The 24,208-nt window shown below is 60.6% G+C and carries 22 protein-coding genes; 6 read left to right on the top strand and 16 right to left on the bottom strand.

Translation table 11 applies throughout. The features are described from left to right. Window positions 1–36: 36 nt before the first annotated feature. Entirely contained in the window at window positions 37–354 is a 318-nt protein-coding gene (locus tag BLL42_RS27020; RefSeq protein ID WP_071555612.1) for a Rieske (2Fe-2S) protein, read from the bottom strand. Window positions 355–628: 274 nt separating this feature from the next. Between BLL42_RS27020 and BLL42_RS27015 the strand changes: the two genes are divergently transcribed. From BLL42_RS27015 to BLL42_RS26995, 5 genes are all read left to right on the top strand, one after another. Next, the gene (locus BLL42_RS27015; protein WP_071555611.1) at window positions 629–2,002 is read left to right on the top strand and encodes a glutamine synthetase family protein; all 1,374 of its coding nucleotides are present in this window, start codon (window positions 629–631) and stop codon (window positions 2,000–2,002) included. A 22-nt stretch (window positions 2,003–2,024) separates the two neighbouring features. Next, a complete protein-coding gene (locus tag BLL42_RS27010; RefSeq protein ID WP_071555610.1) occupies window positions 2,025–3,416 on the top strand; it encodes an aldehyde dehydrogenase family protein in 1,392 nt (463 codons plus the stop codon). A 3-nt stretch (window positions 3,417–3,419) separates the two neighbouring features. Continuing rightward, a complete protein-coding gene (locus BLL42_RS27005; protein WP_071555609.1) occupies window positions 3,420–4,580 on the top strand; it encodes an iron-containing alcohol dehydrogenase in 1,161 nt (386 codons plus the stop codon). Between the two features lie 144 nt (window positions 4,581–4,724). Continuing rightward, window positions 4,725–5,453 carry a Crp/Fnr family transcriptional regulator gene (locus BLL42_RS27000; protein WP_071555608.1) on the top strand — a complete coding sequence of 243 codons (729 nt, stop codon included), beginning with the start codon at window positions 4,725–4,727 and terminating at the stop codon, window positions 5,451–5,453. 129 nt (window positions 5,454–5,582) lie between these two features. Then, a complete protein-coding gene (locus BLL42_RS26995; RefSeq protein WP_071555607.1) occupies window positions 5,583–6,278 on the top strand; it encodes a Crp/Fnr family transcriptional regulator in 696 nt (231 codons plus the stop codon). Window positions 6,279–6,283: 5 nt separating this feature from the next. Here the strand turns inward: BLL42_RS26995 and BLL42_RS26990 are convergent, their stop codons facing one another. From BLL42_RS26990 to BLL42_RS26980, 3 genes are all read right to left on the bottom strand, one after another. Further along, window positions 6,284–7,135 carry a sensor histidine kinase gene (locus BLL42_RS26990; protein ID WP_236721941.1) on the bottom strand — a complete coding sequence of 284 codons (852 nt, stop codon included), beginning with the start codon at window positions 7,133–7,135 and terminating at the stop codon, window positions 6,284–6,286. A 1-nt stretch (window position 7,136) separates the two neighbouring features. Beyond that, window positions 7,137–7,598 (bottom strand): hypothetical protein, encoded by a 462-nt coding sequence (locus tag BLL42_RS26985; RefSeq protein ID WP_081427343.1) that lies wholly within the window; start codon window positions 7,596–7,598, stop codon window positions 7,137–7,139. Between the two features lie 239 nt (window positions 7,599–7,837). After that, window positions 7,838–7,996 carry a DUF3309 family protein gene (locus BLL42_RS26980; protein ID WP_071555606.1) on the bottom strand — a complete coding sequence of 53 codons (159 nt, stop codon included), beginning with the start codon at window positions 7,994–7,996 and terminating at the stop codon, window positions 7,838–7,840. 276 nt (window positions 7,997–8,272) lie between these two features. On the opposite strand from BLL42_RS26980, the gene BLL42_RS26975 reads away from it, so the two are divergent. Continuing rightward, the gene (locus BLL42_RS26975) at window positions 8,273–8,482 is read left to right on the top strand and encodes a hypothetical protein (protein ID WP_236721940.1); all 210 of its coding nucleotides are present in this window, start codon (window positions 8,273–8,275) and stop codon (window positions 8,480–8,482) included. 9 nt (window positions 8,483–8,491) lie between these two features. Here the strand turns inward: BLL42_RS26975 and BLL42_RS26970 are convergent, their stop codons facing one another. The 12 genes from BLL42_RS26970 to BLL42_RS26910 all read right to left on the bottom strand — a co-directional run bounded on the left by BLL42_RS26970 (window position 8,492) and on the right by BLL42_RS26910 (window position 24,203). Further along, on the bottom strand, window positions 8,492–8,836 hold the full coding sequence (locus BLL42_RS26970) for a hypothetical protein (protein ID WP_071555604.1): 345 nt from the start codon (window positions 8,834–8,836) through the stop codon (window positions 8,492–8,494). A 59-nt stretch (window positions 8,837–8,895) separates the two neighbouring features. After that, window positions 8,896–9,456 (bottom strand): lipid-binding SYLF domain-containing protein, encoded by a 561-nt coding sequence (locus BLL42_RS26965; protein WP_071555603.1) that lies wholly within the window; start codon window positions 9,454–9,456, stop codon window positions 8,896–8,898. Between the two features lie 562 nt (window positions 9,457–10,018). Continuing rightward, window positions 10,019–10,741: an NAD(P)H-dependent oxidoreductase gene (locus BLL42_RS26955; RefSeq protein ID WP_071555601.1), complete on the bottom strand. Its 723-nt coding sequence runs from the start codon at window positions 10,739–10,741 to the stop codon at window positions 10,019–10,021. A gap of 69 nt (window positions 10,742–10,810) precedes the next feature. After that, window positions 10,811–12,226, bottom strand: a complete 1,416-nt coding sequence (locus tag BLL42_RS26950) for an aldehyde dehydrogenase family protein (protein WP_071555600.1) — start codon at window positions 12,224–12,226, stop codon at window positions 10,811–10,813. Beyond that, window positions 12,219–13,409: a pyridoxal phosphate-dependent aminotransferase gene (locus tag BLL42_RS26945; protein WP_071555599.1), complete on the bottom strand. Its 1,191-nt coding sequence runs from the start codon at window positions 13,407–13,409 to the stop codon at window positions 12,219–12,221. The genes BLL42_RS26950 and BLL42_RS26945 overlap by 8 nt, the downstream gene beginning before the upstream one ends. Before the next feature lie 54 nt (window positions 13,410–13,463). Next, window positions 13,464–15,071, bottom strand: coding sequence for a 5-guanidino-2-oxopentanoate decarboxylase (locus tag BLL42_RS26940; protein WP_071555598.1), 1,608 nt, complete (start codon window positions 15,069–15,071; stop codon window positions 13,464–13,466). Between the two features lie 10 nt (window positions 15,072–15,081). Further along, window positions 15,082–17,181, bottom strand: a complete 2,100-nt coding sequence (locus BLL42_RS26935; protein WP_071555597.1) for an acetate--CoA ligase family protein — start codon at window positions 17,179–17,181, stop codon at window positions 15,082–15,084. A gap of 18 nt (window positions 17,182–17,199) precedes the next feature. After that, entirely contained in the window at window positions 17,200–18,363 is a 1,164-nt protein-coding gene (locus BLL42_RS26930; protein ID WP_071555596.1) for an acyl-CoA dehydrogenase family protein, read from the bottom strand. 45 nt (window positions 18,364–18,408) lie between these two features. Beyond that, window positions 18,409–19,200, bottom strand: coding sequence for an enoyl-CoA hydratase/isomerase family protein (locus tag BLL42_RS26925; RefSeq protein ID WP_071555595.1), 792 nt, complete (start codon window positions 19,198–19,200; stop codon window positions 18,409–18,411). 346 nt (window positions 19,201–19,546) lie between these two features. Beyond that, window positions 19,547–20,959, bottom strand: coding sequence for an amino acid permease (locus BLL42_RS26920; protein ID WP_071555594.1), 1,413 nt, complete (start codon window positions 20,957–20,959; stop codon window positions 19,547–19,549). A 209-nt stretch (window positions 20,960–21,168) separates the two neighbouring features. Then, complete coding sequence (locus BLL42_RS26915; RefSeq protein ID WP_071555593.1) at window positions 21,169–23,433, bottom strand: ATP-binding protein; 2,265 nt, start codon at window positions 23,431–23,433, stop codon at window positions 21,169–21,171. After that, a complete protein-coding gene (locus BLL42_RS26910; protein WP_071555592.1) occupies window positions 23,430–24,203 on the bottom strand; it encodes a substrate-binding periplasmic protein in 774 nt (257 codons plus the stop codon). Before BLL42_RS26910 ends, BLL42_RS26915 begins: the two co-directional genes overlap by 4 nt. Window positions 24,204–24,208: the final 5 nt, after the last annotated feature.

Here is a 24,208-nt window from a genome sequence, read left to right as displayed (position 1 = left end):
AACTATACTCCTTCCCTATTCCTTGCGACCCGACGTTCAAACATCCGACGATTGCCGTAACAGGATGTCGTTGCCGTCCACCCGGACCTCAAATTGCTCGACTCGATAAGCCGGTTCTGTGAGGCACTCGCCGCTGGTCACGTCGAACTCGTAGGCGTGAACCGGGCAGATCACCACGTTGTCGCACAGTATTCCCTCCCCCAGCGAGCCGTCTTCGTGTGGGCAGGTGTTGTGGATGGCGAAATACCGGCCATCGACATTGAACAGTGCGACAGGCGTGCCCTCAAGGTTAACGGTTATGCCGTTACCCGGTTCGATATCACCCACGCAGGCGACCTTGACGAACTCACTCATGGCGCGATCCCTCTTGAGTGTCATTTTAGGTGCTGGATCTGCTGCCGATTCGTCAGGATCCGATCGAGCAGCAGTAGGCTAAGCTTTCACGGGTGTATGCGTTCGCCGTAGGAGCTGCCGCAGGCTGCGATCTTTTGATTTTCTGTCTGGACGGACGCCAAGATCAACAGATCGCAGCCTGCGGCAGCTCCTACGGGTATTTACAGGTATTTACAGGTATTGCGTACAGCCGCTATTTCAGACAGGCCCAACCCTTTCACGCAGGACTGACGTGATGACCGAGCCCCTCCTCAGTTTCGAAGCACTCAAGCGCGCCGCCGCCTCCGGTGAGATCGATACCGTATTGGTCTGCATGGTCGATATGCAGGGACGACTGGTGGGCAAGCGATTCCAGGTCGAGTTTTTCATCGACAGCGGCCATGAAGAAACCCACTGCTGCAATTACCTGCTGGCCGACGATATCGACATGGAGCCGGTGCCGGGTTACGCGGCGGCCAGCTGGAGCAAAGGCTATGGCGACTTTGTGCTAAAGCCCGACATGGCCACGTTGCGTCGTGTGCCGTGGCTGGAATGCACAGCGCTGGTACTCTGCGATGTGCTCGACCATCACCATCGGCGGGACCTGCCGCACAGTCCGCGAGCCATCCTGAAAAAGCAGATCGAGCGGCTGCGCGAGCGCGGCTACAGCGGCATGTTCGCCTCTGAGCTGGAGTTCTATCTGTTCGACGAGAGTTATGAGGCCATCCACGCGCGCAACTACCACAAGCCGAAAACCGCTGGCCACTACATCGAGGATTACAACATCCTGCAAACCACTCGCGAGGAGCCGGTGCTGCGGGCGATTCGCAAGTATTTGCAGGCATCCGGCATTCCCGTGGAAAACTCCAAGGGTGAATGGGGCCCGGGCCAGGAAGAAATCAACATCCGTTATGCCGATGCCCTGACCATGGCCGACCACCACGTCATCATCAAGCATGCCTGCAAAGAGATCGCGCAATTGCAGGGCAAGGCGATCACGTTCATGGCCAAGTGGCGCTATGACGCCGCCGGGTCCAGCAGCCATATCCACAACTCGTTGTGGGACAAGAATGCCAAAAAGCCGCTGTTCTTTGATCCCAAGGCCGAGTTTGGCATGTCGAAGCTGATGCGTTCCTGGGTGGCCGGGCAGCTCAAATACGCCAATGACATCACCTGTTTTCTCGCGCCTTACATCAACTCGTACAAGCGCTTCCAGGCCGGCACCTTCGCGCCGACCCGGGCGGTCTGGAGTCGGGACAATCGCACCGCAGGCTTTCGTCTGTGCGCCGAAGGCAGCAAAGCCATCCGTATCGAATGTCGCATCGGCGGCGCCGACCTCAACCCTTATCTGGCCTTCGCCGCCTTGATCGCCGCGGGTCTGGCCGGTATCGACGAGACGCTCAGCCTGGCGCCGCCCTTCGAGGGCGATGCCTACCTCGACGAGCACTTGCCGCAAGTGTCGAAGACCCTGCGCGATGCCTGCGCCGCGCTCAAGACTTCGAGCATGTTGCGCGAGGCGTTCGGTGATGAAGTGGTCGACCACTACGTGCACACCGCCGAATGGGAGCAGAAAGAGTACGACCGGCGGATCACCGACTGGGAACTGCAACGCGGTTTTGAGCGCTATTGAGCAATCCATTATTGAGGCAGCCATGACTTCAATGATTCAACTCATCTCCCCGATCGATGGCCGGGTCTACGCCGAACGCCGCTGCGCCGATACAACGCAGATCGAGCAGGCTCTGACGGCTGCCGCAGCCGCCCAGGCGTTATGGACGCGCCGGCCACTGAGCGAACGCGCCGCCTTATGCAGCGCCGCCGTGGACGCGATGCTGGCCATGCAGGCCGACATCGTGCCGGAACTGGCCTGGCAGATGGGCCGCCCGGTGCGTTTTGGCGCCGGTGAGCTGCGCGGTTTCGAAGAGCGTGCCCGCCATATGATCGCCATTGCACCAGAAGCGTTGGCAGCGGTAGAACCCATGCCTGTCGCAGGTTTTCGACGGTATATCAAACGTGAACCGCTGGGCACGGTGCTGGTAGTCGCTCCCTGGAATTACCCCTACCTGACGGCGGTCAATACGATTATTCCGGCGCTGATGGCCGGTAACAGCGTCATCCTCAAGCACGCTTCGCAATCACTGCTGGTCGGCGAACGGTTTGCCGAGGCCTTTCGCCACGCCAACCTGCCCGAAGGACTGTTCTATAACCTGCTGCTCGATCATCAGCAGACCGCCGGGATCATTGCCTCTGGACGGGTGCAGCAGGTGAACTTCACCGGCTCGGTCGGCGCCGGTAAAGCCATGGAACGCGCCGCCATGGGACATTTTCTCGGCTTGGGCCTGGAACTCGGCGGCAAAGACCCGGCCTACGTCCGCGCAGACGCCAACCTTGAGCATGCGGTGGAAAACCTGGTGGACGGCAGCTTCTTCAATTCCGGGCAAAGCTGTTGCGCCGTTGAACGTATCTATGTCGATCAAAAAATTTACCCGACGTTTGTCGAGCGCTTCGTCGCCCTGACCCGCCAATACGTGCTGGGCAACCCGCTGGACGAAACCACCACCCTCGGCCCGCTGGTCACACCGAGCGCCGCTGAATTCGTTCGCGGGCAGATCGCCGATGCACTGTCGAAGGGCGCCACAGCACTGATCGATCCACAGACCTTCCCCGCGGACGCGCCGGGTAGCGCCTACCTCGCGCCGCAGGTGTTAGTCGATGTCACCCATCACATGTCGGTGATGCGTGAGGAAAGCTTCGGTCCGGTGGTCGGCATCATGCCGGTTGCCAGCGACGAAGAGGCCATCGCCTTGATGAACGACAGCGAGTTCGGGCTCAGCGCGTCCATTTGGACCGAGGATCTCGCCGCCGCCGAACGCATAGGCAACGAGATCGCCACCGGTACCGTATTCATGAACCGTTGCGATTACCTGGACCCGGCCTTGGCCTGGACCGGGGTGAAGAACAGCGGGCGCGGCGTATCGCTGTCTCGCATCGGTTACGAACACCTGACCCGAGCAAAATCCTTCCATCTGCGCCATGAGATCTGAGCCATGAGCCTGACCGCGAACTGGAACTACCCCACGAGCATCCACTTCGGTGTGGGCCGCATCGCCGAACTGGCCGACACCTGCCGCAGTCAAGGCATCCAGCGACCGTTGCTGGTCACCGACAGTGGCCTGGCGCGTGCCCCGATCACCACGGCGGCGCTCGAATCCTTACGTGCCGCCGGTCTCGGCGTAGCGCTGTTTTGCGACCTCAAGCCCAATCCGGTCGAGGCCAACCTGGCGGGTGGGCTCGACGCCTGGCGTGACGGAAAACACGATGGCGTGGTCGCCTTCGGCGGTGGCAGCGGGCTGGATATGGGCAAACTCATCGCCTTCATGAGTGGCCAGACCCGACCGGTTTGGGATTTCGAAGACATCGGCGACTACTGGACACGCGCCGACGAAGGCAGCATCGCCCCGATCATTGCGGTACCCACCACTGCCGGTACCGGGTCCGAGGTGGGGCGTGCGGCGGTGATCATCGACGAGCGTACGCACACCAAACGCATCATCTTCCATCCGAAGATGATGCCGCGTGTGGTCATCAGCGACCCGGCCCTCACCGTCGGCATGCCGGCAAAGGTCACCGCCGGCACGGGCATGGATGCGTTTGCGCACTGCCTGGAGTCGTACTGCGCCCCCGGTTTTCACCCCATGGCCGAAGGCATCGCGGTAGAAGGCATGCGCCTGGTGGCCAATGCCCTGGTGCGGGCAGTCCGCACACCCTCGGACCTTGAGGCGCGCGCGGAAATGCTCGCAGCGGCTGCGATGGGCGCCACCGCCTTCCAGAAAGGTCTGGGCGGGATGCATGCACTCTCACATCCGGTGGGCGCCCTGTACGACACCCATCACGGCATGACCAACGCCACCTTCATGCCCTATGTCCTGAAGTTCAATCGCCCGGCCATCGAGGAACGCATCACCCGCCTGGCGGCTTATCTGCGCCTGCCCTCCCCTGGCTTCGACAGCTTCCTGGCCTTCGTCCTCAAGTTGCGCAAGGACATCGGTGTGCCGCATACGCTGTTTGAGCTGGGGGTGGATGATCGACAGGCCGACCTGATCGCGGACATGGCGATTGTCGACCCCTGTGCTTGCGGCAACCCATTGCCATTGACACGAAGTGGCGCGGCTGAGATTTTCGACGCGGCTTACCACGGCCGGCTCTAGAGCCGTCGTCTGTTCAGGCCCAGGTTTGAGCGCGTAGCATGGATGCACAGCAAAACCGACGGACGGTTTCGAGCAGCGATGTACACAGCGCCCCATGGATTAATCTGTAGGTATTGGGTCTCTCACCTTCGGACGGTGACGGATATGCGTGATGCTCCAAAACCACAACAGAACCATCTGCTGGCGGCCCTTCCCACGCAATCGCGGGAGCGCTTGCTGCCCTACCTCGAACTGATCACCCTGCCGCTCGGCAAGGTGCTTTACGAGTCTGGCGATGCTCTGCGGTATGTCTACTTCCCTACCGACGCCATCGTATCCCTGCTGTACGTAATGGAAAACGGCGCATCGGCGGAAATTTCAGTCGTCGGCAATGAAGGCTTGATCGGCATCGCTGTCTTCATGGGCGGTGAAAGCACGCCCAGCCGGGCGATTGTCCAGAGCGCCGGGCATGCCTTCCGGTTGCCCGGCCAGCGACTCAAGGACGAGTTCAACCGCCACGGGGAGATGCTCCTGTTGATGTTGCGCTACACCCAGGCGTTGATCACGCAGATGGCCCAGACCGCCGTGTGCAACCGCCACCACTCGATTGATCAGCAATTGTGCCGCTGGTTGCTGCTGTCCCTCGATCGCCTGCAAGACAATCAACTGATCATGACCCAGGAACTGATCGCCAACATGCTCGGTGTCCGCCGCGAAGGCGTGACCGATGCCGCCGGCAAGCTGCAACGCCTGGGCGTTATCGAGTACAGCCGTGGCCACATCAAGGTGCTGGACAGGGACTCGCTCGAGAAACTCAGCTGCGAGTGCTACGCCGTGGTCAGAAAGGAAACCGAGCGCCTGCTGCCCTACGTTCCGTTAAAGCCCGCTTGCTGACTGTCACCGACCGGCGCTTGCGTGTTCTAGCGAACAGACCGCCCTGTCGGCGTCGCCCACACTTAAAGCATGAGACGGCTCGGCACCTGTCCCGCCCAATCCGGGCCCACTGTGCTGCAGGACGTTCGTGTGCCACATACACCAGGGCAGCCAGTAGAAAACCGACTACTTCAGGGGCTGTCGAAAATTGACTACGGCCGGCTGGAGGCGCAGTGCGATAACGTTGAACTGACCTTTGGCACCGTCCTGTGTGAGCCGGGTCATCCGATCCTGCATGTGTACTTCCCGCAAACAGCGTTCATTTCTCAAGTGGTGACGCTGTACAGCCACCCGCCTCTTCAACTGAGCCTGATCGGTAACGAAGGGATGCTCGGGGCGACGCTTGCTCTGGGGGTTAATACCGCACCCATGCGCGCCGTGGTGCAAGGTGCCGGCACCTGTCTGAGGATGAATGGCTTACAGCTGCAGGTCGCACTGCGCGAGAGCCCTTTGTTGTTGCGCCGGCTCAATCAGTACCTGTATGTGCAGATGATGCAGCTCGCTCAAACCGCCGCCTGTACCCATTTTCATGAGATCGGGCCACGCCTGGCGCGCTGGTTGCTGATGACCCACGATCGTGCGCACGCCAACCACTTTCATCTGACCCATGTGTCCCTGGCGAACATGCTCGGTGTTCAGCGCAGTGGCGTGACGCTGGCCGCCGGCGCGCTGCAACAGCGTGGATTGATCCGCTACGCCCGTGGTGAAATCACGATTCTTGACCGCAAGGGATTGGAGGCAGCGTCATGCGAGTGCTATAGCGACACCCACTCGAGCCCTCTATGACGCGGCTATCGAGGCAAGGGGAACGTCGCGGTGAACGTGGTACCGCCTTCTATCGAGGAGGTCACCCCGACATCGCCGTGATGCGCCCTGACGATCTCTCTCACAATAAACAAACCGAGCCCGACACTGCGCAGCTGCGCGTTATTGTGACTGCCGCGAATCATCGGTTCGAACAGGTCGTCGAGCAACTCTGAGGGGATCGGCGTACCACTGTTGTGTACGGCAATGATCACCTGGTCCTCAAACCGCGAAGACACTGTAATCCCACCCTCGGCAGTGCCATAGGCCATCGCATTGGCAACCAGATTGCCAATCAGCTGGTAGAGCCGATCACTGTCGGCGCTGAAACGACCTTGGCCGACACAGAGATGGGTCAGCGTGTGTCCAGGGGACACCAGACTCAGCTCGTCCAGGCATTCGCCCACCAGTGTGTGCAAATCAACCGGTTTGAGGGAAACCGCGATGCCTCGCCCGACTTGCCTCAGAGTGAAGTCCAACAGGTCCGCCACCAGACGCTGCGCGCGCTCTGCAGCGTGCGTGATGTGGCCGAGTATTTGTGCTTGTTTAGGAGGCAAGTCACGGCGTCCGAGCAATTGCGAAGCCATTGTTATCGCCGCCAACGGATTGCGCAGATCGTGACTGACAATCCCGATCAATTGCTCGGCGAACAGCGCCCGGCCTTCTGCCGCAGCGTACTGGCTACGCAACGTGTCCTGCGCAACGTCCAGCGTGTATTGGGCCTTGAGGTTCATCGCCAGAGGCTGTCCGACAAGCATGCGTGCAGCGAGAGGCCGCTCGTCTGTCTTGAACAGCCTCATGGCATGAAACGTGCCGTTATACGCAATGCCGGGTTGCACGCTATTCACTCCAATGTAAGTTCAACGTTCCGATGGATTTACCATCGAGTGCAATGGTGTGGCGCTCTTCATGGCCATTAAAACTGGCAATGACCAGGTATTTGTTTGCCGGTAACTGAACGTAGACGATGGGGCCGACCTGACTCAGCGACAACAGAGGGCTACCTTTTTCGCTCTGGATCACCACGTCGACATTGCTTTGGTACTGATTACCCTTACCCGTTGAAAAGGTCATGTGAAGGTTGTAGCCCTGGGTCTGGAGCAAGGCCTTCGACTCGTCCAGGCCAATACCGCCTGATACATAGTGGATTCCATTCTGCTCCTGCGGATCCAGCCGTACGACCGACAGGTCGGCCGATTCTTCGGTGGCGGCATACAGCACCACGGGAGACAAGCCCAACAACATGGCCAATGCGAGTCTTGGAAGCGTCAGTGAAGGACTGAACATCTTGATGGTTTTCATATGTTCTCCAGTAAATGACCAGCAACAATCTGCGTGTCATTCAGATTGCGCGTAGTGGCCGGATCGGGTCTGTGCGCTAGTACACGGAGAGCGGATTGTTTTATTGACAGGTCGAGGACGGAAAATAGCGGTAGGCGAAGTTGATGCTGTCGGGCTCTCCCACGGTGAATCTCTCCCCCCCTATTCACCGCAACCACTTGAGCGCTGGGCCCCCGGTGTCAGGACATTGTCGATCGGCGTCATATTCTCCCTAATAACAGCAACACAATCAGGACGATAACGACTACGCCTAATAATCCGCTCGGCGCATAGCCCCAGCTTCGACTGTGCGGCCATGTCGGAATGGCGCCAAATAGCAGCACAATCAGCAAGATCAACAGTATGGTTCCCAAGCTCATGGCGTTTCTCCTTGAGTCTGCAAGTCAATGATTAAGTGCAGGCAGTGAGACCCTGATCTGCGCGCTGCATGCCACCAAATTGGCGCAAGTACCCGATACGGTCTGTACGGCAACACACATATCGTCATTGATTAGTTGATCAGAGGCGCAGGCGTTGTTATTTCGCTTTTAGCTCTATTTAAGCTGCACAGTGTGTGATGGCGTACAGAACGTTGTGACGATCAGGAACAGAATATAAATAACAACGGAGCAGCCTTCGCTGCAGCAGGCAAAACCATGAACACAATGACCGATTCCGCCCTGGTAATGCGCATCAACGCACAATGCCATCCATTGTTACGCTACCTTCACAAGCTGAGTGGCGTACGCTACTTGGCCGCCTATGAAGCCGCTGGCAGTTATGAGCTGAGCCCTATAAACGGCCACGCAAAACACGCGACCGACAGCGAGTTAGCCAATACGGAAGTCTGGGAGAGACTGCCTTAGGCAGCCTCTCTAACCCAGTTGATCGATCATCACCGCATTGCTGTAGACCAGGCTGCCATCACTCTCCCGATGCCCGACCAAATGAAATTGCCCGCGCTGATCACCACGTTTACTCAAATAAACACGGAACTGACAGTCGGATAAGGGGCCGCACTCCGGCGGCATTTCCAACGTCATCAGGCTCATGTCGACATCCACCAGGACTTCAGTTTCCTGGGTCGTGTTCAGACGCTCCTCCGCCGCCTCCAGACGCACATGATCGGCTACGCTGACGTGGAAATGGATGTCCCCCAACGCCAAGGGTTTACTGTCGTCGCCGGTTTTGCACCAGCCTTCGATGGTAAAGGTATTCATGACAACTCCTGCTGAAGCGCACGCCTGGGCTCTGGCTCTGAATCGGTAGTTTTGGGGACTTACCGTTTGATCAGCGAAATCTTGGTGCCTTCAATGCTGACGCCCGCCATCAGGCCTTGCTGGTCAAAGACAAACGCGTAAGCATCGTCCTTCAAGGTAGAACTCGACAGGTTTTTCGCCAGCCCTTGGTCAACCAGCACGACGGTCGGGCCCACGCCAACTTCCCAGCCCTTGGTCTCACGTACATACTTAACCGCCTTGTCAGTCATCAGGAACACGGCATATGCATAGGACTGGGCACCCGCCTGCAAGCCCCATGAACCGGTCACTGTGTTGTAGTAACTGTCTACTTTTGAGCCGCTGAACATGACCCCTTCACCATAACTGCCACCAAACACCAGGCCCGCCTTGATAACTTTAGGGAACACCAGCACAGCCTTGGCAGTGCGCGACATGGTCTCGGCCACCGGATTGGCTTTGTAGAGGATTTGCAAGGCATGCCGGGAATCCTGGTCCAGGTCTGCGGCCGTCGCGGCGCTTGCAGTATTGAGCAAACCTGTTGAAGCCAGCGACAGGGTTGTGAGAGCGATAAACAGAAGCGAACGTAGTGAGGTTGTCATGGTTGTACTCCGATATCAGCGATGTACATGATGCGGCGAGCCGATAATCCGCAGGATTGGCAGCCGCCGACTTTTCACTAGAGTGGAGTAGCCACCGGCCCATGTCTGTTCGGTGGCGCACACTGCCAGCGTCTGAAACGGCGCCATACCCCGAATGGGGGTGAACGGCTGAGGAAGGATCAACGCAGTCCGTAGCAGCTGCCGAGCAGCGCGAGGCTGCGTTCGGCGGCGCAGCCGTCGCAAAACCAGGCAGCGCGATCTTCCAGGCATACCGCGTCGGTTGGCTTTGCGAGGACTACGTCCTCGAACGCAGCCTCGCAGGCTCGGTAGCTGCTACAACGGTTTCCGCCAGCCGTCATCTGTGTTCGTCAGGGGCTACGCGTCCTTGCGTTGTGACCTACACCTGCATAGAAAGGAATTGCGTCGAGCCCATCAGTGAGATCCACGCATAACCTAATGTGGGAGCGAGCTTGCTCGCGATAGCGGACTGTCGGTCAGCATTGATGTTGAATGAAACACCGTATCGCGAGCAGGCTCGCTCCCACAAGGTGTGGGTTCCTGATCAGGCGTCAGCGGCTGCCGGTTGGCGCAACGGATACAGCTGCTCGTCGAACTGCGACAACCGCGGGAACTCAAGCGGTTGCTCGTCGCCAAGGTGCTCCAGGCGCAGGCGGTAATCTTCCAGGAACGCCTGACGCGCCTCATCGCTGATGTAAGGCACATGCCAGGCCACGAACGGTTCCAGAACGTCGAACCCGACGTAGGACAAGGTGCCGCGCAAGATCGGCCGCAGCATATCCTGCAACGGGCCGTGAATCGCGCCGTCACCGAACATGTGCTCGCGTCCGCCCAGGGTTACGCTTACCAGGGCTTTCTTGCCGCTTAACCCGCCCTGATCGTAAAAGCGCTTGCCGCCATAACAAACGCCGGACACCAGCACCCGGTCGATCCAGCCCTTGAGCATGGCCGGGGCGGAGAACCAAAAAATCGGGAAGTTGAGGATCAACAAATCCGCCCACAACAGCTTGTCGAGTTCAGACTGGATATCCGCCGCCAGCGACTGGTTCTTCACGCCCAGGCGTTGCTCCAGCGCGTAGACCAGATACTCCGGATTTTCCCGCGAAGAAAAGTCATTGCTACTGGCCACCGGGTTCCAGTTCATGGCGTACAGGTCGCTGACCTGGACCTCATGCCCCTGGGCTTCAAGGGTGGCAACCGCCTGGTCACGCAGTGCGGCGGTAAAGGATTTTGGCTCTGGATGGGCGTGGACGATCAGTACTTTCATGGCAATTCCTTAGACGTTTGCAAACGTTGTGATTGAAGACGGTATTGCGTACGTGGACTCATCTCGCCCTCACACCTGGATCGCCTTCACTTCGACAAACTCGTTGAGCCCTTCTTCCCCCCATTCGCGGCCGTTGCCCGACTGTTTGTAACCACCAAACGGCGCCTGGTAATTGAATGCCGCGCCATTCAGGAAACACTGGCCCGCACGCAATTGACGACCGAGTTGCAAGGCCCGGTCAGCGCTGCCGGCCCAGACACCGCTGGACAGGCCAAACGGTGAATCGTTGGCGATCTGAATCGCCTGTGCTTCATCGGCGTAAGGAATCAGGCACAGCACCGGACCGAAGATTTCTTCCTGAGCGATGCGCATCCGGTTGTCGACATCAGCAAACACGGTCGGGCTGACGTAGTAACCACGCTCGAACGCCTGCGCCGTGTCGCCGCCACACACCAGCCGTGCACCTTCTTGCTGACCGACCTGAATGTAGTCACGCACAGTGCGGCGCTGGGCCGCCGAGCACATCGGCCCGAGGAAGCTTTGCGGGTCGAGCGGATCGCCCATCCGTAAATTCAAGGTTTCTGCCAGCGCCAGCTCCACCGCCTCGGCGTAACGACTGGCCGGTAGCAACATGCGGGTCAACGCGGTGCAGGTCTGCCCGGAGTTGATCATCACGTCCTGCACGCCGTAGCGCACCGCGGCGGCCAGATCCGCGTCCTCGGCAATCAGCAGCGGCGACTTGCCGCCCAGTTCCAGGCAGACGCGCTTCACCGAAGGCGCCGCCGCTTGCGCCACCCGCACACCGGCGCCGGTGGAGCCGGTGAACGACACCATGTCCACGTCCGGGTGTTTGGCCAGCGCTTCGCCGACCTTCGAACCCGGCCCACTGACCAGGTTGAACACGCCCGCCGGCAAGCCGATGGCGTCGATCATCTGCGCCAGCAAAAAAGCGTGCAGCGGGGTCTCCTGACTTGGCTTGACCACCACGGTGCAACCGGCGGCCAGTGCCGGTGCGAGCTTGCCGATCAGTTGATGCAGCGGGTAGTTCCACGGATTGATAAAGGCGCAGACGCCCACCGCCTCGCGAATAACCAGCGAATTGCCGACCTCGCGCACTTCATCCATCAAGCCGGCGAGTTCGACGTACTGCTCCAGTCCGATAATCGGCCCATCCACCTGAACCGAACGGCACCATTGCACCGGCATCCCCAGTTCGGCGGTGATCACCGCGGCCATCTCATCGGCCCGCATACGCAACTGCTCGGCAAGGGCCCGGATGTAACCAGCGCGTACGCTGGACGGCGTCCGTGACCAGGGTCCGAAGGCTCGACGTGCTGCGGCCACCGCGTGCTCGACATCGCGCTCGTCACCCAGCGGCACCGAACCTGCCACTTCTTCAGTCGCCGGGTTGATCACCTCGGCGATGCCTTGCCCTGAGGGCGTTTGCCAGCGTCCATCAATAAACAGCGCCGTGTGCTTACGCATGGAGCTGGGCCTCCATCAGTTCACTGGCACAACGGGCGATCCGCTGGCAGGCATCGCGCAACGGTTGCGCCCCCACCACCAGCCCCAAACGAATATGCCCGGCGGCACTCGGGCCAAACGCTTCACCGGCCAGCACCGACACGCCATGCCGGTCGAGCAAGCGATCGGCAAACGCCTGGGCGCTGAGCCCGGCTTCACGGATGTCGACCATCACGAACATTCCACCGTCCGGCTTCAACGGGCGTACACCGGGGCAATCAGCGAGGCTTTCGCAGACCAGATCGCGGCGCTGGCGATAGGCCTCGCGCATGGCTGCCAGCTCCGGCAAGTTGCTTTCCAGCGCCACGACAGCGGCGTCCTGAACAAAGTCTGGCGAGCCGTAAAGCATGCACAGCGCGAGGTTTTCCAGATGCGCCGCCAATGATTGCGGCGCCACCACCCAGCCGACTCGCCAGCCAGTCATGGCGTGGGATTTCGACAGGCTATTCAGCGTCGCGGTGCGCTCGGCCATGCCCGGCAAACTGGCCGGGCTGACGTGTTCGCCCTCGAATAACAATTCGCTGTAGACCTCATCGGAAATCAGCCACAGGTCATGGGCGATGCACAGTTCGGCCAGCGCCTGCCAGGTGGTTCGCGGCAGACTGGCGCCCGACGGGTTGTGCGGGCTGTTCAGCGCCAGCGCCCGAGTGCGCGGCGTGATACGGGCGGCGATGTCTTCGGGCCGTACCCGAAAGCCGTTTTCGGAACGCACCGGCACCGGAATCACCACCGCACCGCAAGCACCGAACACCGCTTCATACGTGACATACATCGGCTCGGCGACGATCACTTCATCGCCCGGGTTGAGCACACACTGAGCGACGCTGAACAGCGCACATTGCGCCCCGGCGAGCACGGTGACCTGATCGGCCGAAACCTGCTGGCCGCTGCGCAGTTGATGACGCTTGGCGATGCTTTCACGCAGAGCGCGCTTGCCACGCACTTCGGCGTAGTGGGTGTTGCCGGACAACAGGCTGTCGATGGCAGCCTGCACAATCGGCACCGGCGTATCGAAATCCGGGTCGCCCACCGACAGCAGCAGAATGTCTTCGCCCTGTTCTTGCAACGCCAGTGCACGGTAATGAATGTCCCAGGCGGCGGCGCCGTCACCGGCGATACGTTGAGTCAGATCGGAAAAGCGCATGGCCCCATCCCCTTAAAAAAGTCCTGCAACAATGGTTGGAAGTCAGGTTGAAAGTCAGTGCGCGCACGCATGCTTGAGTTCGATCAGGGTCACGCCGTTGCGTTTGAAGCCGTGGCGCAAATCGGTTTGCAGCTCAGCCAGACTTTGCGGCTGGCTCACGCTGCAACCGAATGCACGACCAAGGGCGGCGAAATCCGGGTTGCGCGGCAGTACGCCAATCGGCTCGATATCCAGCCCCAACATGTCGTCGCGAATCTGCCCCAGTGCGTCGTTGTTCCACAGCAACACCACCAGCGGGCTGTCCAGTTCCTCTACGGCAGTCGCCAGTTCCTGCGCGGTGTAGAGAAAACCGCCGTCGCCGACCAGCACCAGCCCCGGTCGCTGCGGTGCACCGAACTTGGCGCCGATGCCCGCCGGCAAACCGTAACCCAACGTGCCGTAGCCGGTCGGATGCAGCCAACTGCGCGGCGCCAGACTGTTGAAGGCGTAGTTGCCGGTGTAGGCCAGCTGGGTCATGTCGGTGCTGATAAACGCGTTGTCCGGCAGCTCGGCGGCGATGCGCTCAAGAATCGCCTGATGAATCGACTGCAACGGGCCGTGACCGGCCTTCACCGCTTCTCGCAATGCAGCGACAGCCGCAATCGCCGCGCTGGCATCCCGGGTGGCAGGCGACAGGCGTTCCAGCAACGCGGCGAGGGTTTGTTGTGCATCGCCGTGCAACGCCACTGCACACGGATAAAAGTCGTTGAACTTGCGCGGGTCGATGTCCACGCGCAGCAGTTCGGCGTTCAGGGGCAGGCGCTCGCGCCAGAAATCGGTGTCGGCCATTTCGGTGCCGACCGCCAGCACCACGTCGGCCTCGGCGATCAGTTGCCAGCCAGGTGTCACGCACAAGGTCGAGCCGGCATTCAGTGGTGCTCCCGGCGGCAACAAGCCTTTACCGGCGACGCTGGTGAAAACCGGCGCTGCCAATCGGGTGCTGAGGCTCTGAAGTTCCTGCGCCGCGTTCAAGGCTCCGCCACCGGCAATAATCATCGGCCGCTTGGCCGACTGCAGCCTGGCCACGGCATGGTCCAGCGCAGTGGCTGCCGGTACGCCGCGGCCAGGGCGACGCACCACTTCATGGCTCCAGTCGCGGGTCACTTGCGCCGATAACACGTCCAGCGGCACCGAGATGTGCACCGGGCGTGGCCGTTCGCTATCAAATACCGCGTAAGCACGGGCGATCAGCTCGGGCAGGTCCTCGGTGCTCAACGCCACCGCCGAGAACGCGGTGATCGGCGCGGTCATGGCGCGCTGGTCCTGGGTTTCGTGCAGGCAACCCCAACCCTTGCCGAGGCTGGCGGTGTGGTTGACGCTGGAAATCACCAGCATCGGAATCGAGTCGGCATAGGCCTGACCGATACCGGTCGCGGCATTGGTCACGCCAGGTCCGGTGATGATGAAACACACGCCCGGTTTGCCGCTGACCCGCGCATAGCCGTCGGCCATGAAACTGGCGCCTTGCTCGTGGCGGGTCAACACGTGGCGAATGCCGCTGCCGGGCAGACCGCGATACAGCTCCAGGGTGTGCACCCCGGGAATACCGAACACGGTGTCGACGCCGTAGTTGGCCAGCAGGCGTACCAGAGCCTGGCCGCCGGTCAATGTCGTGGTTTGCATGTTTATATCCTCACTTGTGGCCAAGGCGAATCAACGCATCGACCGCCGTCGTGCCGTGGGCACCGACCAACAATGGGTTCACATCGAGTTCCAGCAATTGCCCGGCGTTCTCGCAGGCGTAATCGGCAACTGCGCGGATCGCCGCCACCAGCGCGTCCAGATCCGCCGCTTGACGACCGCGAAAACCTTGCAACAAAGCGGCACTGCGCAGGCCCAACAACGCCCCGCGAATCGCGCCATCGGTGGTCGGCAGCAGCAGACTGCGACTGTCCTTGAGCAACTCCACCAGAATCCCGCCAGCACCGATCACCAAGGCCAGGCCAAAGTCGTTTTCGCGTTTGATGCCAACAATCAGTTCGGCCAATGGCGGTGTGGCCATGGGCTCCAGCAGCAGTTGATCGAACGGTACATCCGGCGCGTAATCGGCAATGCTCGCGCGCATGGTTTCCAATGCGGCGCTCAGGGCGGCGCCATCCTTCAGGTTCAGCGCCACGGCGCCGGCTTCGGTTTTGTGCGGCAGTTGCGCGCTGACGGCCTTCAGCACCAAGGGATAACCCAGCGCATTGGCATCATTCAGCGCCTTATTCGGGGTGCTCAACACACCGTTCGGCGTTGGCAGACCAAACGCACGCAATGCCTGTTTGGAGTCCCACTCATTGAGCAACTGGCCAACGCCTGCCAACGCTTGCGGACACAGCGGCACCAGTGCCGATTCGCCTAGGGCCAGCAACGCCCGGCGATTGCGCTGATAACCGGCGATGCGGCCCCACGCGGCCAGTCCATCTTCCACACCTTGCAACGCGGCCACGCCCTGAGCATGCAGACGCTCACGCGCACTGGCCGGCAGCAGTTCGGGAAAAGCCGAGGTGACGAAACCGGTCTTGCCGTGCCGAACCAGCGCTGCGCAGTACAACTCCAGCAGCAGGTCGCATTCCTTGCGTTCGCCGGTGAACTCTGCCGGATAGTCCAGCACCAGCATCGCCGCATCGGCGTCGGTGCGCAGGGCACTGTCGAGCATGCGATTCAAGGCGTCGCCATCACCCCATATCGCGGTGGTGAAATCCAGTGGATTGACCAGGTTGGCGTAGCTCGGCAGGACCTGTGCCAGCTCATCAGTTTGACGCTCATCAAGCGTGGGCAAGCTCAGGTCGTTGCGTTCGGCATAGTCGGCAATCAACCCGGCATCACCGCCAGAACAGGCCAGTGCGATCAGGCTGTTGCCGGCCGGCAGCTTGCCGCACGCCGCAGCCTTGAGGGTTTCGACGAAGCTTACCGGCCCACTGACGCGGATCACCCCAAGGCGCGCGAACAGGCTGTCGTACAGCGCATCGGAGCCCGACAGCGAGCTGGTGTGACTGAGAGCCAGTTCCGCGCCGATCTGCGACACGCCGGTTTTCAAGGCGATGATCGGAATGCCCTTCTCCAGCGCCTTGTGCGCCGCCCGGGCAAACCCTGGAACGTTTTTCAAACCTTCCAGATGCAAGCCGATGGCGGTGACCCGAGGCTCGTCGAGCAACACGTCCATCAATTCGGCAATGCCGAGTTGCGCCTGATTGCCGACCGAGGCCATGTAGGCCACCGGCAGCGAGCGGTCGCTCATCGACAGGTTGTAGGCAAAGTTGCCGCTCTGGGTCAGCACCGCAACGCCCTTCTCCACCGGTTTACCGCCGTGGGCCACCGGCCACAGCGCCGAGCTGTGCAGGTAATCCAGCAGGCCGTAGCAGTTGGGGCCAAGCAAGGCCATGTTGCCGGCGACCTTGAGCAACTGTTGTTGCAGTGCCTGACCTTCGGCGCCGGTCTCGGCAAAACCGGAGGCATAACAGATCACCCCGCCCGCCCCCCTGGCGGCCAACTCGGCCACGCAGGTCAGGGTCAACTCACGGTTGGTCGCGACGAACACCGCGTCCGGGGCGCACGGCAGCTCGGCGATGCTGCGCACACAGGGCACGCCTTCAAGGCTTTCGTGCTGCGGGTTAACCAGCCACATCTGCCCAAGGTAGCCACCATCAACGCAGCGCTTGAGGGCCCGGGCCATGCTGCGACCACCAACGAACGCCAGATGGCGCGGCGCGAGCAGGCGTTTGAGGTTGTCACGAATCGTCTGGGACATGGGTATTCTCCGGGGCGATCAGCGCAGCAGCAGCGGCCGCAGCAGCTCGCGGGAAATGATGTGGCGCTGGATTTCCGAAGTGCCCTCCCAGATCCGCTCGATCCGCGCGTTACGCCAGATACGCTCCACCGGCCCTTCATCCATCAGGCCCATGCCGCCAAAGATTTGCACCGCCTCATCAGCGGCCCGACCGAGCACTTCACTGGCGAACAGCTTGGCCATCCCGGCCTCGCCATCGGTCATCGTGCCCTGGTCCATTTTCCAGGCGGTGTGCAAGGTCAGCAGTTCGGCAGCACGGATCTGCGTCGCCATGTCCGCCAACTTGAACGACACACCCTGATAGGTGCCGATCGGCTGGCCAAATTGTTTACGATCCGCCGCCCATTGCAGCGACACGTCGAGTGCGCGCTGGGCCTGGCCGACGCAATTGGCCGCGACCATCACTCGCCCGGCAGTCAGCCAGGCGTTGGCGACGTCCCAGCCCTTGCCGACTTCGCCCAACACTTTCGAGGCCGGTACGCGGCAATCGTCGAAGAACATTTCGAAGGTGTGATAACCACGGTTGCTCACGCACTTCGATCCACGGCGAATGGTCATGCCCGGGGTATTGCGATCCACCAGGAATGAGGTCACGGCGTTGCGCTTGCGGCCGTTGTGTTCGTAGGTGTCGGTGACCGCGAAAACGATGGCGAAATCGGCGTGCCCGGCGTGGCTGATGAAGTGCTTGCTGCCGTTCAGGACGAAGTCATCACCGTCACGCACGGCGCGGGTCTTGATCGCGTTGGCATCGGAGCCGGCACCTGGCTCGGTCAACGCGAAGCAGTCGATCTTCTCGCCCTGAATGCACGGCAGCAGGTAATCGTTGATCTGTTGGCCGGTGCAAGCCATGAGGATTTTCGATGGCCGCGCGACAAACACATGCAGCGCCCAGGAAACCTTGGACAGCTCACGCTCGATCAGCGCCTGGGACAAGTAATCTAGACCGCCACCGCCGACTTCTTCAGGCATGTTGAAGGCATAAAAGCCCGCCGCAATCGCCTTGCCGCGAATCTGTGCCGCCAGCTCCGGGGAGACTTCGTCGGCGCGATCGACCGCTTCCTCGTGGGGCAGCAATTCCTTGGCGACAAAACTGCGTACCGCGTCCACCAACATTTCTTGTTCTTGGGTCAGTTGGAAATTCATGGTGTTACCTGTTGTTCGTTTACTGAATAGATGAACGGCGTGGGCCTATTGGCCGACAAACTGTGCCGGGCGCTTTTCCATGGCGGCGCGCAACGCTTCGGCGCCGTCTTCGCTGCGACCGCAGAGCAAACCGGCTGCCAGTTCAGCTTGCAGCTGTTCTGGCAGGCTGCGCTGGGCGCCTTCGCGCATGAGTTTTTTTGTCTGGGCAAACGCAAAGGTCGGACCGTTGGCCAAGCGTGCAGCCAATTCACTCGCCGCATCCAGCAACTGTTCGTCGGCGCACACTTCGCTGACCAGCCCGGCCGCCAAGGCGCGATCGGCGCCCCACAACTCGTCGAGAAACAGCAGGCGTTTGGCTTGTTCGGTGCCGATCAGCCGTGGCAGATGCCAACTGGCACCGGCGTCTGGCGAGTAAGCCATGCTGGTGTAGCCGGCCTTGAAGCGTGCCGATTGCCCGGCGATGCGCAGGTCGCAGCACAGCGTCAGGTCCATCCCGGCGCCGACGGCAGTGCCGTTGATGGCGGCGATGGTTGGTTTGTCCAGGCTGTACAACCGGCTCATCAGCGCGTGAGCAGTTTCGGTCCAGCCGTAACTTTCCAGCGCGCCACGGGCTTCGGCTTCGGCCCACTCGGCAAGGTCGGCGCCGGCGCAGAAACTGCGGCCGCTGCCGGTCAGCACGACAACCCGAACCGCAGGATCGGCGTTGAAGCCATCGAGCAAGGCGTGAAGGTTTTTCAGGGTTGGAATGTCCAGCGCATTGCGCTGAGCGGTGCGATTGAGGGTGATCCAGGCAACGCCTGCTTCGACCTGACTGAGCAGAGAAGATTGAATAGTCATGCGAGTCCTCGAATTATTGTGTTTGGCATGAGGTGATGCGACTTGCGGTCATACTAAACGAGTGTTCAGCAAGACAGCAATCTGCGAGGGAATTGGCTGTAACAGCATCAAAAACTTAATAACCAATTGATTTCAATTGATTATTTTTTTAGCCAGATGCTGCCACGATGGATTTGTTACAACTTTGAACAACTGGGAACATGACTCCGCCAAGATCGCAGCCTTCGGCAGCTTCTACAGGGAGTACGCCTTCCAAATGTAGGAGCTGCCGAAGGCTGCGATCTTTTGATCTCCAGAAATAAAAAACGCGACGGTCGCCCGTCGCGTTTTTTCTTGCTGCCTGCGGTTACACAGTCGGCAAGCTCGGCGCCAAAACCGTTTGGCGTTTGCGATGAATCAGGAAATACGCGCCGTAACACAACGCCATGAACCCAAAGCCCCAATACAGCGAAGGACGCTGGGTTTCATCCATGGCCAGGAACACGAACAGCGAGCAGCACAAGGCGATGCACATCAGCGGCAGTACCGGGAACCACGGCGCACGGTATTTCAGGTCGCTGAGCTTGCCGCCATCGCGCAGGTAAGCGCGGCGGAAGTTGTACTGCGCCAGTGCGATGACGATCCAGGTCACGGTGCCGGCCATGCCACTCACCGCCATCAGCACCATGAACAGCGTGTCAGCGGCGATGAAACTGGTCATCAGCGACACCAGCGCGAAACACAAGGTGATGCTCAGCGCCCGCAATGGCACGCCGCGCTTGCTCAACGGAGACAGACTCTTCGGCGCCATGCCGGTTTTCGACATGGCCCACAGAATGCGGGTCGAAGCGTACAGACCGGAGTTACCGACTGACAAAATCGCCGTAAGGATCACAAAGTTCATCAAGTCGGCGGCGTACGGAATGCCGACCATGTCGAACACCTGCACGAACGGGCTTTCCATCAACCCGGCCTGCTGCCATGGCACGATGGCCGACAGCACCACAATCGCCAGCACGTAGAAGATCAGCACACGGAACACCACGTTGCGCACGGCACGCGGGATGCTTTTTTCCGGTTGATCGGTTTCGCCGGCGGCCACGCCCATGATTTCGCAACCCTGGAAGGCGTAGACCACGGTCATCATCACCGCGAACACTGCCGACAGACCATTGGGGAACAGCGAGTCGCCGATCAGGTTGGTCATCATCGGTGCCGGTGCTCCGCTGGTCAGCGGGATCGCGCCGAAGATCACCAGGATGCCGACAATGATGAAACCGAGAATCGCCGCGACCTTGATCCCGGAGAACCAGTATTCCGCTTCACCGAAAGCGCGGGTCGCCAGGGCATTCAGGCCGAACAGCACCACCACGAACAGTGCCGACCAATACCAGATCGGCACGCTGGGAAACCAGCGCACCATCAACATCCCTGCCGCAGTGAATTCCAGGCCGACGGTAGAGGCCCAGCTCATCCAGTACACCCAGCCGATCATGAAGCCGGTGGCCGGCCCGATGAACTGGGTGGCGTGGGTCTGGAACGAACCGGATACCGGCATCTGTACCGACAGCTCGCCGAGGCAAACCATCACCAGGTACATCAGGAAACCGGCAACCAGATAGGCCAGAATCGCCCCCACCGGGCCGCCCTGGTTGATGGTCACGCCGGAACCCATGAACAGCCCGGTGCCGATCACGCCGCCCAGCGAGAGCATGAAAATGTGCCGGCTTTTCAGGGCACGGGTCAGGTGTATGCCTTTGCGTTCGATAGTTTCGTTCATGTCGGCACCTCAATAGTCGGCGAGGTGCGCGGCGGATGACAGGAGGTCATTGCGCTGGGAAGGATCAGCTTTACGGCAGTTCATTATTATTATCTCCAATAAGCTTCGAAGACCGCGCAGACGGCGGTTGAGTCGATTATTGGAAACCCGTGTAAGTTCGCGTTGAACGTAAAGATCAAAGATGTAAAAAGTCGTAACGATCTTGTACGTCAGGCGTGCAACAGCTCCGCCAGCGTCTGTTGCGAACGCTGCAATTGTTCATGAACGTGCGGTGCCAGCGCTCGCAGCGCCAACTCATCGCTGACCAGCGCCGCCTCTTCCAGTGCTCGCAGCACGTTGGCCAATGCGCGAAAGCCCAGTGAGTCGCTGCTGCCGGCCAAGCGGTGGGCCAGATGGGCGACCTCGGTGCAATCATCGGCCTCGATGGCCTCGGTCAGCGCCTCCCGATGCTGGGTGATCGAACTGCGCAACACTGCGAGCAAGCCCTGAACCTTCTGTTCGCCAAGCAAGGTGCGGTGAGTGTGTAACAACGGCCAATCCATCGCCTCGTCATCGGGTTGCGGCTCAGGGCTCGGCGATTGCCCGGCCAGCGCCTGTCGCAGGTTCTCAAGCTTCAAGGGTTTGGTGAGAATGCCGTCCATGCCGGCATCCAGATAACCGCGCACCAGCGACGGCTGCACACTGGCGGTCAGGGCGAAAATCCGGCTGTGACCGTTCGGGCCGTTGCTACTGCGGATCAGTTTGCACAACTCGACACCACTGATACCCGGCAGGTGCACATCGAGCAGGATCAAATCGAAGGTCTGACCGGCGCACTGCGTCCACGCCTGTTCGGCCTCTTCGGCGAGCCAGACCTGATGCCCGTCGCGTTGCAGCAAACCGCTGACCACTTCACGGTTCAGCGGCACGTCCTCGACCACCAGAATGTTCAACGCGTGACCCGCTGCGCGGCTCATCATCACCTCATCGGCCATGCCGGTGGCCGGCTGCAACGTCAGCTCAAACCAGAAACAACTGCCCCGCCCCACTTCACTTTCAACGCCGATCCGTCCGCCGAGTTGCTCCACCAGATGTTTGCTGATGGCAAGTCCCAGCCCGGTGCCGCCAAAGCGTTGCGCGACCTCTTCGCTGGCCTGGGTGAAGCGTTCGAAAATCTTTCCCTGCATCGCCGGCGCAATGCCGATGCCGTTATCGGTCACGTTCAGGCGCAGCCGTTGACCGACTTGCCGCACATCGTGCGCCAGCAACGTGACCTCGACGCTGACCTGCCCGCCTTCGGTGAACTTGATCGCGTTGGCCAGCAGGTTGCTTAACACCTGACGCAAGAACTGCTCGGCACCGTGATGCCTGTCCGCGACCTGCGGATCGATCCGGCAGTGCAGTGTCGTATCGTTGCTCTGCGCGCGCGGCTCCAGCAACGTCAGCACCTCGTCGAGCAAGTGCCGAACCGAGAAGTTGACCGGTTCCGGGTGGCTTTCGCCCTCTTCCAGCCGGGCGAAATACAGCACTTCGTTGAGAATCGTCAGCAGCCCTTCGCCGGCCTTGTACAGCGCATCCAGACGTTTACCGTCGCGTTCGTCGAGACGGGCGCCACGCAGTAACTCAGCCATGCCGAGGATGCCATTGAGCGGTGTCCGCAGTTCGTGGCTCATGGTCGCCAGAAACCGCGACTTGGCGAGGTTGGCCGCTTCAGCTTCATCCTTGGCACGCATCAGGCTGGCGGTGCGGCGCTCGACCCTTCTCAGCAGTTCATCGCGGTTATTCTGCAACGCCAGGCGGTCGGTTTCCCGTCGGTCAATGTCACTGAGGATCGTCCGGCGTAAATCGTCCAGCGCATGGGCCACCGTGTCGATTTCGTCTTCGTTGGCGCTGCGGCGCTTGTCCAGGTGCAAGGGCTCGTGCCAGTCACCGGCGGCAATGCGCCGGGCAAACCCGGCCATGACTTGCAGGTGCCGCGTGACCAGGCGGTAAAACAACCCCGACAGCGCCACCGCCAACCCGCAGAGAAACACGCTCATCCACAACAGACTGGTCAAACCGGTGGCGAACAGCCGGTGATGGACCGCCCCCAGATCGGTGCTGACTTCCAATTGCCCTAGATGCCGCACGGGACCTGCCGGCGGTTGATAGTCCAGCTCAAAACGCTCGACACGTAATGGCCCGATCGGGTCCGGGCTGCCTTGCAGCAGATCGAAGTCCGGGCTGCTCAGATGAACCCGAGTCACGTCGGAGAAATCCACCAGGCCGCGCAGCTGCACATTCAACTGTTCCTGGTTCAGGTCCCAGAGGCTGCGTTCCAGACTGGCCAGATAACCGGCGCGTATCAGCTCCATGCGCGAGTCGATGTCACGCATCTCGCGGCGGTATTCGAAATACAGTTGCACGGTGCTCGCCAGAACGGTGAAACACAGGCTGAACAACAGGATAAACAGCAGCAGACGCCGTAGCAGACCACCGGGCCGTGCACGAATCATTGCGCATCCGTCGGCAGGTTGATCATGTCGCGATAGGTGACTTCACTTTCGTTCAGCCAACGGTCGATTTCCCCGGCATCGACCATGCGCTTCAACTGCGCATCGATCTCCGGCATGCGGCTGGCCAGCGGAGAACGGCGTGACACCGCCACCCGCAGATAATCCACACTCAAGGCGTTAGGCAAGGCCACGATGTCTTGCGCCCCGGGCAGGTTTTCGACGTAAAGCTGCCCGGTGCGCCGCTCCGACGTGATGAAATCGATGCGCCCGCGAATCAGTTTGCCGAAGTTCTGGCTGCTGTCGGACACCCATTCGATGTTCTGGTATTGGGCGACCAAGCGGTCGAAATCCACGCCGTAACTTTCACCGAACAACAGCCCGCCACGGTAATTGGCCAGGTCCTCCAGGCGTTCGAACTTCACCGGATGCTGGCGATTGGTGAACAGCGCGACCTCTTCGCGCAACACCGGTACGGTTGAAAAAACCATGCTCTGCTCACGTTGCGCGGTGCTGTAGGCCAGCACCACATCGACGCGGCCTTCGGCGGCGTCCAGCAGGCAGCGTTTCCAGTTGCCCAGCACGACAATCTCGACCTCGTAACCCAGTTGCCCGAAGAGGTTTTTCACCACGCTGGGGGCCAGGCCGCGCACCTGTTTGCCGTCGCTCCAGGAGATCGGCGGGTACACCGGATAGTCGCAGTAGCGAAGCTTCTGCGCCGCCATCACGTTGTTGGCCGCCAGCGCCAACATTAGCCAAAACAGCCGCAACATACGGC

This window comes from Pseudomonas frederiksbergensis, from assembly GCF_001874645.1.
Lineage (GTDB): Bacteria > Pseudomonadota > Gammaproteobacteria > Pseudomonadales > Pseudomonadaceae > Aquipseudomonas > Aquipseudomonas frederiksbergensis_B.
Note: the sequence above shows the minus strand (reverse complement) of the source record. Positions and strands in the feature narration are given on the sequence as shown.

Coding starts and splice junctions, on each gene's coding strand:
- BLL42_RS27010 (WP_071555610.1), top strand. CDS start 2,025: ATGACTTCAATGATTCAACTCATCTCCCCGATCGATGGCCGGGTCTAC.
- BLL42_RS26915 (WP_071555593.1), bottom strand. CDS start 23,433: ATGATTCGTGCACGGCCCGGTGGTCTGCTACGGCGTCTGCTGCTGTTT.
- BLL42_RS26910 (WP_071555592.1), bottom strand. CDS start 24,203: ATGTTGCGGCTGTTTTGGCTAATGTTGGCGCTGGCGGCCAACAACGTG.
- BLL42_RS27005 (WP_071555609.1), top strand. CDS start 3,420: ATGAGCCTGACCGCGAACTGGAACTACCCCACGAGCATCCACTTCGGT.
- BLL42_RS27000 (WP_071555608.1), top strand. CDS start 4,725: ATGCGTGATGCTCCAAAACCACAACAGAACCATCTGCTGGCGGCCCTT.
- BLL42_RS26935 (WP_071555597.1), bottom strand. CDS start 17,181: ATGTCCCAGACGATTCGTGACAACCTCAAACGCCTGCTCGCGCCGCGC.
- BLL42_RS26920 (WP_071555594.1), bottom strand. CDS start 20,959: ATGAACGAAACTATCGAACGCAAAGGCATACACCTGACCCGTGCCCTG.
- BLL42_RS26975 (WP_236721940.1), top strand. CDS start 8,273: ATGAACACAATGACCGATTCCGCCCTGGTAATGCGCATCAACGCACAA.
- BLL42_RS26970 (WP_071555604.1), bottom strand. CDS start 8,836: ATGAATACCTTTACCATCGAAGGCTGGTGCAAAACCGGCGACGACAGT.
- BLL42_RS26930 (WP_071555596.1), bottom strand. CDS start 18,363: ATGAATTTCCAACTGACCCAAGAACAAGAAATGTTGGTGGACGCGGTA.
- BLL42_RS26985 (WP_081427343.1), bottom strand. CDS start 7,598: ATGAAAACCATCAAGATGTTCAGTCCTTCACTGACGCTTCCAAGACTC.
- BLL42_RS26980 (WP_071555606.1), bottom strand. CDS start 7,996: ATGAGCTTGGGAACCATACTGTTGATCTTGCTGATTGTGCTGCTATTT.
- BLL42_RS26945 (WP_071555599.1), bottom strand. CDS start 13,409: ATGCGCTTTTCCGATCTGACTCAACGTATCGCCGGTGACGGCGCCGCC.
- BLL42_RS26940 (WP_071555598.1), bottom strand. CDS start 15,071: ATGCAAACCACGACATTGACCGGCGGCCAGGCTCTGGTACGCCTGCTG.
- BLL42_RS26955 (WP_071555601.1), bottom strand. CDS start 10,741: ATGAAAGTACTGATCGTCCACGCCCATCCAGAGCCAAAATCCTTTACC.
- BLL42_RS26925 (WP_071555595.1), bottom strand. CDS start 19,200: ATGACTATTCAATCTTCTCTGCTCAGTCAGGTCGAAGCAGGCGTTGCC.
- BLL42_RS26965 (WP_071555603.1), bottom strand. CDS start 9,456: ATGACAACCTCACTACGTTCGCTTCTGTTTATCGCTCTCACAACCCTG.
- BLL42_RS27015 (WP_071555611.1), top strand. CDS start 629: ATGACCGAGCCCCTCCTCAGTTTCGAAGCACTCAAGCGCGCCGCCGCC.
- BLL42_RS26950 (WP_071555600.1), bottom strand. CDS start 12,226: ATGCGTAAGCACACGGCGCTGTTTATTGATGGACGCTGGCAAACGCCC.
- BLL42_RS27020 (WP_071555612.1), bottom strand. CDS start 354: ATGAGTGAGTTCGTCAAGGTCGCCTGCGTGGGTGATATCGAACCGGGT.